12 protein-coding genes are annotated in these 12,611 nt (G+C 66.9%); 3 read left to right on the forward strand and 9 right to left on the reverse strand.

The window, feature by feature from the left end:
- Positions 1 to 35: 35 nt before the first annotated feature.
- The 7 genes from ACZ1I5_RS11465 to ACZ1I5_RS11495 are packed head-to-tail and all read right to left on the reverse strand — an operon-like array spanning position 36 to position 6,891.
- Positions 36 to 1,154, reverse strand: coding sequence for a TrbI/VirB10 family protein (locus ACZ1I5_RS11465; protein ID WP_465173812.1), 1,119 nt, complete (start codon positions 1,152 to 1,154; stop codon positions 36 to 38).
- Entirely contained in the window at positions 1,154 to 1,849 is a 696-nt protein-coding gene (locus ACZ1I5_RS11470; protein WP_465173813.1) for a TrbG/VirB9 family P-type conjugative transfer protein, read from the reverse strand. The genes ACZ1I5_RS11465 and ACZ1I5_RS11470 overlap by 1 nt, the downstream gene beginning before the upstream one ends.
- Entirely contained in the window at positions 1,846 to 2,697 is an 852-nt protein-coding gene (locus ACZ1I5_RS11475) for a VirB8 family type IV secretion system protein (RefSeq protein WP_465173814.1), read from the reverse strand. The genes ACZ1I5_RS11470 and ACZ1I5_RS11475 overlap by 4 nt, the downstream gene beginning before the upstream one ends.
- On the reverse strand, positions 2,694 to 3,959 hold the full coding sequence (locus tag ACZ1I5_RS11480; RefSeq protein WP_465173815.1) for a TrbL/VirB6 family protein: 1,266 nt from the start codon (positions 3,957 to 3,959) through the stop codon (positions 2,694 to 2,696). Before ACZ1I5_RS11480 ends, ACZ1I5_RS11475 begins: the two co-directional genes overlap by 4 nt.
- On the reverse strand, positions 3,959 to 6,331 hold the full coding sequence (locus tag ACZ1I5_RS11485; protein ID WP_465173816.1) for a VirB4 family type IV secretion/conjugal transfer ATPase: 2,373 nt from the start codon (positions 6,329 to 6,331) through the stop codon (positions 3,959 to 3,961). Before ACZ1I5_RS11485 ends, ACZ1I5_RS11480 begins: the two co-directional genes overlap by 1 nt.
- Positions 6,310 to 6,594 (reverse strand): VirB3 family type IV secretion system protein, encoded by a 285-nt coding sequence (locus tag ACZ1I5_RS11490; protein ID WP_272627477.1) that lies wholly within the window; start codon positions 6,592 to 6,594, stop codon positions 6,310 to 6,312. Before ACZ1I5_RS11490 ends, ACZ1I5_RS11485 begins: the two co-directional genes overlap by 22 nt.
- A gap of 3 nt (positions 6,595 to 6,597) precedes the next feature.
- On the reverse strand, positions 6,598 to 6,891 hold the full coding sequence (locus tag ACZ1I5_RS11495; protein WP_465173949.1) for a TrbC/VirB2 family protein: 294 nt from the start codon (positions 6,889 to 6,891) through the stop codon (positions 6,598 to 6,600).
- A gap of 262 nt (positions 6,892 to 7,153) precedes the next feature.
- On the opposite strand from ACZ1I5_RS11495, the gene ACZ1I5_RS11500 reads away from it, so the two are divergent.
- Positions 7,154 to 8,284, forward strand: coding sequence for a nucleotidyltransferase domain-containing protein (locus ACZ1I5_RS11500; protein WP_465173817.1), 1,131 nt, complete (start codon positions 7,154 to 7,156; stop codon positions 8,282 to 8,284).
- A gap of 3 nt (positions 8,285 to 8,287) precedes the next feature.
- Here ACZ1I5_RS11500 and ACZ1I5_RS11505 read toward each other — a convergent pair whose 3' ends face one another.
- Positions 8,288 to 9,595 carry an MFS transporter gene (locus tag ACZ1I5_RS11505; protein ID WP_465173818.1) on the reverse strand — a complete coding sequence of 436 codons (1,308 nt, stop codon included), beginning with the start codon at positions 9,593 to 9,595 and terminating at the stop codon, positions 8,288 to 8,290.
- A 22-nt stretch (positions 9,596 to 9,617) separates the two neighbouring features.
- Positions 9,618 to 10,412 carry a 2-keto-4-pentenoate hydratase gene (locus ACZ1I5_RS11510; RefSeq protein WP_465173819.1) on the reverse strand — a complete coding sequence of 265 codons (795 nt, stop codon included), beginning with the start codon at positions 10,410 to 10,412 and terminating at the stop codon, positions 9,618 to 9,620.
- Positions 10,413 to 10,589: 177 nt separating this feature from the next.
- Between ACZ1I5_RS11510 and ACZ1I5_RS11515 the strand changes: the two genes are divergently transcribed.
- Positions 10,590 to 11,609 carry a LacI family DNA-binding transcriptional regulator gene (locus ACZ1I5_RS11515; RefSeq protein ID WP_465173820.1) on the forward strand — a complete coding sequence of 340 codons (1,020 nt, stop codon included), beginning with the start codon at positions 10,590 to 10,592 and terminating at the stop codon, positions 11,607 to 11,609.
- Between the two features lie 90 nt (positions 11,610 to 11,699).
- Positions 11,700 to 12,539: a 5-dehydro-4-deoxy-D-glucuronate isomerase gene (gene kduI / locus ACZ1I5_RS11520; protein WP_465173821.1), complete on the forward strand. Its 840-nt coding sequence runs from the start codon at positions 11,700 to 11,702 to the stop codon at positions 12,537 to 12,539.
- The last annotated feature ends 72 nt before the right edge of the window (positions 12,540 to 12,611 follow it).

The following is a 12,611-nucleotide window of genomic DNA, read 5'->3' on the forward strand; positions in this document are numbered from 1 at the left end:
CAGATAGACCGGGCGGTCGTCCCGCGCCGGCGCGCTCACCGCTTGGTCTCGACGCCGGTGAAATCCAGGTCGCGCGCGACGAACACGCTGATCGCGGTGCCCTGCTTCACCTTGAGGGTCGGCTGGATCTGCTGAGTCTGGGTCAGCCCGCCCGTCGCATTCTGCAAAGTGCTCGGCAACGCGACGATCACCGGCGAATTGGAATTGCCGATGCGCGAGGCGAGATTGACGCCGACATCGAGCGTCGACTGCAGGATCGCGGAGCCGAATCGCTCGAAGAAATGGCTGTTGACCTTGCCCTTGATGCCGACCCGGCCAAGCGGATCGGCCGCGGGCGAACCAAGCGCGATGGTCACCCCGTCCGGACGAACGAGCCGGGTCCACATCACCGTCGCGCGATTCTGGCCGGGCTGGAGATCGGCGCGATATTCACCGATCAGCCGGCTGCCGCGCTGGATCAGCACCTTGCTGCCGTCGAAGCCGCGCACGTCGCGCTGGACCAGCGCGCGCGCCAGGCCGGGCCGGGTCGAATCGAGCGCCGTCTCCAGCACGGCGGGGATCAGCGTGCCCTGCGGTACCGTGGTCGGGCGGTGGCGCATCACCGTCGCCCGGGCACGCGTGGCAAGCGCCGCGCCGCCACTGTCGCCGGTCGCGGTGGCGCCCGCCGCGCCATCGGCGGCAACGGGCGACGCGGTCGCCTCGCCCGTCGTCGTATCGATGATCAGCGCCGGATCGCCCGCCGCGCGCGACGGGGCCGGCGGCGGGGCCGCCATGGGCGGCTGCGGCATGGGCTGCGGTACGTAGACGATCTGCGGCTGCTGGATCCGCTGCGGTGGCGGGGGGGGCGGCGGAGGCGGTGGGGTTTCCACCGCGACCGGCGGCGGTGCCGGCTCGGGCGGGATGAACAGCGGCGCGGGCTGCGCCGCCGCTCCACCGAGACTTTCCGCGAAGCCCGGTTTGGTCGGGGGCGCGGTCAGCGCGCGGCGGCGCATGTCGAGGATGCTGAACAGGAGGATCGCGAAGACACCCAGCCCGACAGCGAACACCCACCGGGGCATGCCCGCCGACGGCATGGCGACGACCGGCCGGACGCTGGCTTCACCATCGGGGCCGATCCGCGGATCGCCGCCATTGGCCGGGAGCGAACTCGCCATCAGCGCTTCGCCTTCGGCTTCACGCGCACCGCGCTTGCGAGATCCTTGTCGAGCCGGAACAGCAGCTTCGGCTTGACGCTGTCGATCACATATTGGCCGTCGCGCATATGGCCGTCGACCAGCATCTCCCGCCCCTTCTCGTCGATCGCGAAGACCGCCGGCAGCGGCTTGTCGGCCGGCCAGACGATATAGGTCTTCTCGCCATCGTCATCGATCTGGGACGGGCGGATCGCGCGCGCCCCGCCGAGCTTGTAGCGGCCCGGTTCCACGGCCGGCGGCGCGTCGGCGACGGTCGCCACCGCGGTCGGCGGATAGGTGAAGCGCACCGTATAGGCCATGTCGGGCAGCGGGCCGTAGAGCGGCGCGAGATCGAACATATAGCTGCGCGCGTCGGTCAGCACGGTCAGGTTGGTGGTGATGCCCGGCTGCACCGCCTTGATGAACAGGTGATCGCCACGCTTGTTCGACGTGACCTGCCACGCGCCGCTGTCGCCGACCGCGACATTCTCGATCCGCTCGTCCAGCGCGAACTCGACGGTGAGTTGATAGCCGGTCGCCACCTGGAGCTGCACGACCTGGTTGGTATCATAGGGCACGGTCTGGATGCGCGGGTCGCCCGGCCCGGCGGTCGGGCGCACCTGCGCCGTCGCCGCCACCGGCAGGAGCAGCGCGAGCAGGACCAGCGCGATCCTCAAAGCTCGACCTCGGGACGCGAGGGCCGGTTCGGCACCCGCTGCGGCGGCGGGAAACTGGGCGGTGCCGTCGCCGGCACGCCATCCCGTACCGGGGCTTCAGTGGTCGTCGTGGTCGTGGTGGTCGAGGAATCGATCACCGTCGTGGCCGGGGCCGCGGGCTCGACCGGCGTCACGTCCTCGGCGTCGCGGCGATAGCCGGTCACCTGGAAGCCGAGCGGATTCACGAACCGGTCCTCGCGCGTCATCGGCTCGCCCGAGAAGCGATAACGAATCACCGCTACCCAGGATTGAGCGGGCATGATGTGACCGCCCGCGTCCTGGCGCTGCGTATCGAAGCGGACCAAAGCCGAATTGCCGCCCAGCGGAGAGACGCTCTTCACGCGCGTGCTGACGACCGTCGAGCGCGGATAGCGGGCGAGCGGGCTGGACGGGTTGGACACCTGCACGCTCGACACATATTCGGCCTTGGCCGGATCGGCCGACCAGAGCGTCGTTTTGCGGTAATTGGCCTGCAGCGCGGCAATGTCGAAGCTCTCGCGCGCGATGACATATTGCACCAGGAACGACTGAGTCAGCGCCTTGTCCGGCGCGATGCGATTGGCGTCGAGCGGCTTCAGTGCCTCGACGAAGCCGGTGTGGCGATCGACCAGCAAGGTATAGGGCTCGACCGTTTTGAGCGGCATCAGCACGATCAGCGCGATCGCCTCGCACACTGCGATCGTGCCGGCCGCGGCCGCGACGATCCAGGCATTGCGGCGCGACGCGCGCAGCATGTCCTGCCGGTCGCTCGCCCAGCTTTCCGCCTCCCGGTAATAAGCGTCGAGCGAGTCTCGTGAGGTCTTCTTCATGCGTTCCTGTCCCGCCGGGACGCGCCGGCCGATACGCGCCCGCGCGTGCGGCGCCGATAGCTTTGACCGAGCGGCACCGGCGCCGCCACCGGAATATCACGCGACACCGCCTGGGTCGTCCCCTGATGGGCGAGCTGCGCCGGGGGCGGCGGCGACATGCCCGCCTCGCGCCGCTGGCTGGCGTCAACAGCATCGGCGACTGAATGCGCGCGCGTCCGCGGATCGGCGATCTCATGCTGTCCTGCGCCAGCGAGCGCCGGCTGCGGCGCCCGCTCCTTGAGCGCCTCAGCCCAGCGCGACGCGGCGCTGCGCACGGCCGCCGGCATGCGGAACCCCTGGGCAACCCGCGCCGTGGCGATCAGCGCCGCGAGCAGAGTCAGTACGAACACCAGGGTCAGCGCGAGCAACTCGGTCGGCACCGACGGGGTCGGGATATTCTGGCGGCGCAATTCGAGGATCTGGATCAGCCATGGCTCCATCAGCGCCAGTTCGACGCCGAGCACGATCGATGTCGACAGCGCGCCCAGCGCCGCGCCGGCGATCCCGCGCACCCAGCCCTCGAACAGCCCGCGCGTCGTATCGAACAGCAGGAACAACGCGAACAACGGCCCGAGCGCCAGCAACAGCCCGGCGACCACCCGCACCGAGGCAAAGGACGCGATCGTCCCGGTCAGGTACAGCGTCCGCGACTCGCTGAGCATCGTCGCATCGCGCGTCGGATCCCAGCGCGGCTTCTGCTGGAGCTGCTGCAGCCGCGAGTACTCCCGCTGCTGTTGCTGCGGCGTCAGCGGCTGGGTCGGCCCGACAATCTCCTCCGCATCCGCCGGCTTGCCGGTGCCGATCCGCTGGAGTTCGGCCAGGGCATTGTCGACCCCCTGCAGCCGCCCGACCAGACCACCATCCGAACCGGGCAGGCCCGCCGAACCACCGATGCTCGCCGCCAGCTCGGCCGGCCCGTGCATCGCGACATTATAGGCCAGCGTGCGGAAGGCCGGCCAGCTCGTCGCCAGCGCCAGCACCACGCCGATCTTGACCAGCGCCATCACGCCCTCGCGCGTGCCGGGCGTCTGGCCCAGGATCATGCGATAGCCGAACAGCGCGACGAAGATCGTCAGCAGCCCGGTCAGCAGCACCGCGACGGTCGATCCCGGCGCGGTCAGCGCGTGATAGCCATTCTCGCCGATCGTCTGGGCCTGGCAATCGACGTAGCTCAGCACGCCGCTGAGAAAGGGGCCGCCGGGCGAGATCGACGGGCATGTCATCAGGCACGCTCCAGCAAACGCGGGATCCAGCTCTGCGGATCGTCGCCGCTCTCGGCGCGGATCTCGTCGAGCAGCCGCACAGTGCGCTCGCGGCCCGACAGGATCGTCAGGATATCGCGCTCGCCCGACAGGTTGAGCCGCGCCACCACGCTGTCGGTGCCGTGCTTGATCAGGAAGCAATGTGCATCGTCGGGCAGGGTCCGCACGATCTCGTACTCGTGCGGCGTCAGGCCGAAGCCGTCGACATAATCCGCCGCCCGCGCCTTCGGGTTGGTCATGAAGATCTGCGTCGCGGCCTGCTCGATGATCGCGCTGGCGATCCTGCTCTCCAGCGCGTCCTGCGCGCTCTGGGTCGCGAAGCCGACGATGCCGTTCCGTTTCCGGATCGTCTTCTCCCAATCCTTGATGCGGCGGACGAACACCTCGTCGTCCAGCGCCTTCCATCCCTCGTCGACGACGATGATCGCCGCCGTGCCGTCGAGCCGCTCCTCGACGCGGTGGAACAGATACATCATCGCCGGCGTGCGCACCGCGGGATCGTCGAGGATCGCGGTCATGTCGAAGCCGACCGCCTCGGCGGACAGATCGGTCAGATCCTCGTCATTGTCGAACAGCCAGGCGCGCTCGCCCTCGCCCCACCACGGCCGCAGCCGCGCCCAGAGATCGGCGGCGTGCGGGCGGTGCCCGCCGCGGAACAGTTCGGCGAAATGGCGCAGCCGGCGATGCTCGCGCGGCTGGGCGAAGTTCGCATCGACCGCGTCCTTGATCTTCGCCACCTCATCGATGTCGGCGCCGCCCGCAAGCTGCTGGACCCAGTCGATCAGGAACTGACGATTGGCGGGATTGTCCTCGATCTGCAGCGGGTTGAGCCCGGACGCTTCGCCCGGCCGCAACAGGTCATAGCGGCCGCCGATCGCGCGGATGAACAGCTCGGCCCCGCGATCCTTGTCGAAGAAGATCACCCGAGGATGGAATTTCCGCGCCTGGGCGAGCAGGAAATTGAGCACCACCGTCTTGCCCGAGCCCGACGGTCCGATCACGGTGAAATTGCCCAGATCGCCCTGGTGGAAGTTGAAATAATAAGGCCCCGCCGCGGTCGTCTCGAGCAACGTCACTGCGTCGCCCCAGTGATTGCCCTCGGCCCGCCCGAGCGGGAAATTATGGCTGCTGGCGAACCCGGCGAAATTGCCGGTCGAGATCAGCCCGCGCCGCGCGATATATTTGAAGTTGCCCGGGAACTGCGCCCAGAAGGCCGGTTCCAGCGCAATCTCCTCGCGCACCGCGATGATGCCGAGATCGGCCAGCGACGCCTGAACCTCGGCCACGCCCGCATCGACAGCGGCCGGCGAATCACCACGCACCGCGACCGTCATGTGATGCTCGCCAAAACCCGCACGCCCGGCCGCGACGTCATCCTTGGCGCTCGACAGCTCGCCGCGCAGGCTCACTGCTTCATCCTCGGCCGAGCGCATGCGGCGCAGCGCGAGGTTCATCTTGCCCAGCGCCGCCTGGCGATCGACGAAACCGAAGGATTGCGATACGGTCAACTCGAACGGCAACCGCAGCAACTCGTCGAGCATGCCCGGCGCGGTCTGCGCGGGGTAATCCTTGATCGAGACCATGCCGACAAATCCGCGCTGCGTGTTGCCCGCCGGCCCGAGTTCGACCGTCTCCTCGCCGAAGCTGATACGGCGATAGGGGATATAGCTGCCGGCATCCTGCATCGGCATCAGCACCGGCCGCATCTCGCCATTGTAGAGCGCGGACAGGAATTCGAGCGGTTCCGAGCAAACGCCCTGCTTGGTCTCATACACCCCGAGCAGGCGCGGCGCGTAGCTGCCGAGCTGCGCCAGCAAGGCGTCGCGTGCACCGTCGAGCTGGCGCAGTTCGTTGGCCGACACCGCCTCCGACGTCGTCGTTGCCCGCCCGAACATGCCGCGCACCCGATCGGCGACCCCCACCCGGCCCTGTAACGGCCGGCGGATCAGGGTCAGGAACAGGTCGTTGACGTAAAGCTGCTTGCCCGCCAGCCGCGCCCGCCACGCGGCATCGAGCTGGCCGGAGAACGCGTCCGGGAACTTGGCCGGCAGTTCCACCTCGGCCTGACGGCGGATGACATGGTGGTAGAGCGCAAAGCGCGACGACCCGATCGCCTGCAACATCGCGTCGCGCAGCACCTTGCGGTAATTGATCTCGTCAGTGTCCGCCGTCTCGAACAGCAGCCCGCGCAGGTGGATGAACTGCATGAGCAGCCCGTCGCGCGTCTCGATCGTGTGATCGTCGACGTGCCGTGCATAGGGAAGATGGGATCCCGCTGACTTCTCGCGGGCGACCGCCCGCGGGTCGGATGTCAGGGGCGGTAGGAGTTGCATCGCCAGATCTTGTGATTGCGCACGCGCGGGCAGCGGCCGAGGCGCGTGAGCCACAGGTCGAAGATGCGCGGCTCCCGCACGCACAGCACCACGCCGACCAGATGCACGATCAGGGCGACGCCCAGCACCCAGAAGGCGTGGAAGATCAGGAACAGCTCAGTCGCGATGACCGCGTTGAACACGAAATAGCTATAGGTGACGCCAGCGAACATCTGCGGCCGGGTGAGCGCGACGAACAGCGGGTCCCGCTCCAGCCCGTTCATGCTTCAGTATCCGGCGCTGGCGGTGGACTGGATGCCGGCGACGATGCTGGCCGCCCCGAACAGGATGAAACAGCCCAGGATCACGGTCGCGCCGTAACGCCAGTTAATCCGTCCGGTCAGCATCAGGAAACCGACCGAGGCGACCGCGATCACCGCGACGACCGTCGCGACCGTGCCGAGCAAGGTGCCCTGAAGCCAGCGCACGGCAGCGACGATCGCGCCCGAGCCTTGCGGGTCGGCGAGCGAATCCTGCGCCAGTGCGGCACTTGACTGGATCGTCGCCCAGGCAGCGGCCAACCAGCCACCGCCGCGTACTTTCTTGCCGTTCAACCCTTACATCCCCGCGTAACAGTCTGATTCGCCCGATTTCGACTTTGCGCGCTGGCTTGGCACTTGCCAACAGCTTTCGGCGACGGGTTTCTGATGGCGAAACCGTCCCGGAAGATTGCCAATCGCCCTTTTTCAGCGGCGATGCTAGACGCTACCCACCCCGTCGCAAGATCAGGCAGCACGTACAATTCGCCTCGATACATCCCCCGAATTCGCGCTTGTATGCGCTTTGGTCGTTCGACCGTTCTCGGATGAGCGCACTGACCGCATCGTCGCGATGGCGGCGGTCGGGGTGGATTGGGGATTTGTCGAGCGCATCGCCGCGCGCCACCGCGTGGCCGGCCTGGTCAGCGAAGGCCTGGCCAATGCCGGCCTTGCCGTGCCGCCGGGCATCACCGAACGCGCGTACCGGACCATGGCGGCGGCACTGCGAAATACGGGCGAGGCCCTGCGGCTTCAGGGCCTGCTCGAACAGACGGGGATCGAGCCGCTGTTCCTCAAAGGATCTGCGCTGGCGGTACGCGCCTATAGCTCAATCGCTGTCCGCGATTCGATCGATATCGACATGGTCGTGCCATCCGCCGACGTCGCCCGCGCCTGGGAAGTGCTCGACCAGGCCGGCTATGTGATGACCGCGCCGGGCCGGCCGCTCCCGCCCGGTGCGCTCAGAACCTATCAGGCGATCTCGAAGGACAGCGCGCATCGTCACCGCGAGCGCAAGGTGTCGATCGAGCTCCACTGGCGGCTTTCCGATGCTGCCGGCGATCGTGGCATGCCCCCGGCAAGCGAGCACCAAATGGTCACGATACCGGGTGCCGGCGCGCTGCGCACGCTCGCCGACCCTCCGCTGTTCGCTTATCTGTGCGTGCATGGTTCGGGCCATGCCTGGGCGCGGCTGAAATGGCTGGCCGACATCGCCGCGTTGCTCGGCACCAGCCAGGACGGCGGCGCGGAACTATGGGCGGCAGCGCAGGCCGGCGGGGCGGCGCGGCCGGCTGCCTCGGCGATCATGCTGGCCAATGCCGTATTCGGCACGCCCCTGCCCCCGAATTTCGTCGGCCCTAGATCGATCCGGCTCAACCTGCTGAACGCGCTTGCCCTGCGCGTGATGACGGCTGGCGGCGGTGCGCGCGAGCTGGCCGACACACCGTGGAACTCAGTGGTGGAGCCGAGCGCGACGCTGCTGACCCTGTCGCGCTGGCGCGATGCCTGGGCGCATCTCCGGCGAATCGCGATTCCCGCCGAGGACGTGGCGCTGCTGCGCCTGCCCGCGGGGCTTGGCATTCTCTATCCGGTGCTGCGTCTGCCGCTGTGGATCTGGAAGAGATCCCCTTGGTCGCCCCGCAAACGGCCCGCCTGACCCTCAGGGCTGGACCCGGGCTAGCCTCGGCGACAACAGGTGCACCACCCCGACGGCGATCAGATAGACACTGCCCGCGACCGCGAAGATCAACGTGTAGCTGCCAGTGGTCTGCAGGATATAGCCAGTAAACCACGCCATCCCCATGCCGCCGATCGCGCCGACCGTACCGCCGATGCCGACAACCGACCCTACCGCCCCGCGCGGAAACATGTCCGACGGGATAGTGTAGAGGTTGGCGGAGAATGCCTGGTGCGCCGCCGTCGCCAGCCCGACGATACCGACCGCGAGCCACAGATTGTCGACATATTGCGCAAAGAAGATCGGCATCACCAGAAAGGCGCAGGCGAGCATGGTCAGCTTGCGCGCCGTATTGGCGGAGAAGCCGCGCTTCATCATCGTCGAGGACGACCAGCCGCCGGCGACGCTGCCCAGATCGGAGATCAGATAGATCACGATCAGCGGCGGCCCGAAGCTTTTCAGGTCGAGATGATAGGTCTTGGACAGGAAATCGGGCGTCCAGAACAGGAAGAGCCACCAGATCGGGTCGATCAGGAACTTGCCCAGCGCATAGGCCCAGGTCTCGCGATAGCCGAGCAGGCGGCCCCAGCCGATCTTCTCCGGCGGATCCGCCGGATCGCTTTCGATATAGGCAAGCTCGGCGGCGGAGACGCGCGGCTGCTCGCGCGGGCGGCGATAGATCGCGATCCAGGCGACCAGCCATACCAGGCTGGCCGCGCCGGTGATGATGAAAGCCATGCGCCAGCCGAGCCCCATCGACACGACGATGAACGGTACGACCGCCGGCGTCACGATCGCGCCGATATTGGCGCCCGCGTTGAAGATGCCGGTGGCAAGCGCGCGTTCCTTCGCCGGGAACCATTCGGACACTGCCTTGATGCCGGCCGGGAAGTTCCCCGATTCGCCGATGCCGAGCACAAACCGTGCCGCGGAGAATTGCGCCGCGCTGCCGGCAAAGCCGCACAAGGTATGGCCGAGCGTCCAGATGATGAAAGCGACCGAATAACCGATGCGTGCGCCGAGCCGATCGATGAACCAGCCGAAGCTGACATAGCCGAGGGCATAGGCCGCCTGGAACCAGATGATCACGGTGGCGAAATCGGTCTCGTTCCAACCGAGATCCTGCGAGATTGGCGCCTTGAGCACGCCGATCATCTGCCGGTCGACATAGTTGATCGCGGTGGCCGCAAAGAGCAGCCCGCAGATCACCCAGCGATACCGGCCCATCCGGCTTGCCGCCGCGTCGGCGACCTCCGGCCCAGTCATCTCCGGCATCGCCGATTCAGCCATCACTCTCTCCCGAAGAGCCCCTTTACGAGGCCTTTATGGTGCATTCCACCGCGAGATCCGCACCGAAACGCGCCTCGATCCGCTCGCCGATCTTCACCGCGTGTACGCCGGTTACCGCACCGCTGGAAATCCATTGTCCGGGTTTTAGGGCGATGCCCCGCGCCGCCATCAGCTCGAACAGGAATCGCGCCGCGCCGACCGGGCCGTCGAGCATGTCCGACGCCTTGCCGGTGCCGATGACTTCGCCATCGATCGCCACCGCGAGCGGCCAGCCATCGATATCCGCATTGCGCCAGTCCGGGATTGCGGCCCCGATGACGAGGCCGTTATTGTTGCCGAAATCGGAGATCGTCACCGCGGCGCCCAGATCGTTGATCGCCGCCAGCGGCGAGCTGGCGATTTCGATCCCGACATGCACCGAATCGATCAGCGCGGCCGCTTCCTCATGGCTGAAGCGAGTCTTGCCGGCGGGCGGCGTGGCACCAATCCGCAGCAGGAATTCGGCCTCGGCCGCGGCGAAACCGCCGACGAACACGGGCATCGCCACGGGCTCGTCAGTCGCTGCCACGATCTGGCTGGTGAAGATCGGGCCGGCGAGCCGGTCGACGCCGTCGATCGGCGGATTGATCCGGCCGACCTTCCAGCCGCCGATCTCGGCCTCGTTCAGCGCGATCGCCGCGTCCTGCACGGCATAGGCATCGGCCAGGGCGACCGGCACGGTGCCGGGATAGTCCGGCAAGGACCGCCCGGCGCGGCGCGCCTCGACGAATGATTGAGCAATATGACCCACTTCATGGGCGAAATCGGTGGAATCCACCCTGGTAACCCTCCCGCACGCGCTCCCGGCGCTTTCATGTAGGACCCTAAGGTAAACCGGTGTCAATGACAAGGACCGGTTCTGGCTGTTTCGCCATCGCCCTTCCGACAGCGCGGATTGTTGCGGTTGCGACGCGCATTTGGCGATTTGCCGGGATAGGCGCTATGCCCTCTCATGATGCGTAAAACGGGCCTTCCCACGATCAACGACGTCGCGCGCATCGCGGGCGTCTCGAAGAAGACGGTCAGCCGGGTGATCAACCGGTCGCCGCTGCTCAGCGACGATACGCGCAAGCATGTCGAAGGGGTGATTAGCGGGCTAGGTTATGTCCCCAATCCCCAGGCCCGGGCGCTCGCGCTCCGGCGCAATTTCCTGATTGGGCTGATCCACGACAATCCGAACGCGCAGATGGTGATGAACGTCCAGCAGGGTATTCTCGAATCGCTGCACGGCACGGAGTTCGAACTGGTCGTCCGCCCGATCGACCGCGGATCGGCAACGATGCTCGACGATGTCCGCAACTTTCTCGAGCGGCAGCGGCTGTTCGGCGTGGTTTTGCTGCCCCCGGTCAGCGAGAACAACCAGCTCGCCAAGCTGTGCGACGATATCGGCTGCCGCTATGTGCGCATGGGATCGGCCGAGCTTGACGACCCCGCGCATATGGTGGCGTCCAACGACTGCGAGGCGGTGACGGCAGCGGTCGATTATCTGATCGACCAAGGCCATAAGCGCATCGGCCTGGTGCTCGGCCCGCACGGCTTCCGCTCCGCGCGCGAACGGCGCCAGGGCTTCGAGCAGGCACTGAACGCCGCGAAGATCACCCTGCCCCGCTCGATGATCGCGGAGGGCAATTACACCTTCGAATCCGGTGTGATGGCGGCCGATCGCCTGCTCGACCTGATGCCGCGCCCGACCGCGATCTTCGCCTGCAATGACGAGATGGCGGCGGGCGTTCTCCATGCCGCGCGCCAGCGCGGGATCGAGGTGCCGCGCGACCTGTCGATCATCGGTTTCGACGATACGCCGATCGCCGCGCATATCTGGCCGCCGCTGACGACGGTGCGCTGGCCGATCATTTCCATGGCCCGCTCCGCCGCGTTGAAGCTCACCGCGGACGGTGACGAGGTGGTCGAGGAACCGTCGATGTTCCGCTCGACGCTCATTCGCCGCGGTTCCGTCGCACCGCCCCGCGATTGATCCGCGACTGATATTGCGAAAGGGGCTGACACCGGTTACCCCGCGTGTCGAAGAATCATGCGCTGCGAAGGCGCAGCTGGAGGGACCCTGATGTTCGATCGTACCTATTACGCCACGCACCCCGACATGATGGAGTGCGTCTCGAACGACGAGCTGCGCGACCGTTATCTGATCCAAGGCCTGTTCCGCGCTGGCGAGTGCGTACTCAACTATACCCATGCCGACCGCTTCGTGATCGGCGGGGTCGAGGTGGCGGAGACGCCGGTCAAACTGCCCGACCAGACCGAGCCTGCCTCAGCCGTCGGCCATCCCTTTCTAGAACGCCGCGAGCTGGCGATCGTCAATGTCGGCAATATGGATGGCACGGTCCTCGTCGATGGCGAGAGCTTCACGCTCGGCAACAAGGACTGCCTCTACGTCACCATGGGCGCGAAGGAGGTCGTCTTCTCCGGCGCCGGCGCGCGTTTCTATCTCGCCTCCTGCCCGGCGCATAAGGGCTTCACCACGCGCAAACTCTCGATCGCCGATGCGAATGCACTGGAGCGCGGCAGCCTGGAGGAATCGAACGAGCGCACCATCTTCCAGCTCGTCATCCCCGGCGTGTGCGATTCGGCGCAGCTCGTCATGGGCCTGACCGTGCTCAAGCCCGGCAGCGTGTGGAACACCATGCCGCCGCATATCCATGAGCGCCGCAGCGAGATCTATTTCTACTTCGAACTCGACGGTCCCAATGACCGCGTCATGCACTTCATGGGCGAAGGCGAGGCGATGCGGCACATCGTCGTCGCCAACGAGGAATCGGTGATCAGCCCGCCCTGGTCGATCCACATGGGATCCGGCACCAAGGCCTATGCCTTTATCTGGGCGATGGCGGGCGAGAACCAGGATTATACCGACATGAACGTGCTGGATATCTGCCAGCTGGCGTAACGCTGGAAGGAATCCCTTCTCCGTTCGTGTCGAGCGAAGTCGAGACACTGTGACGGCGCGCCAGGACATGTT

It is taken from the genome of Sphingomonas sp. BL-S-30 (assembly GCF_055521475.1).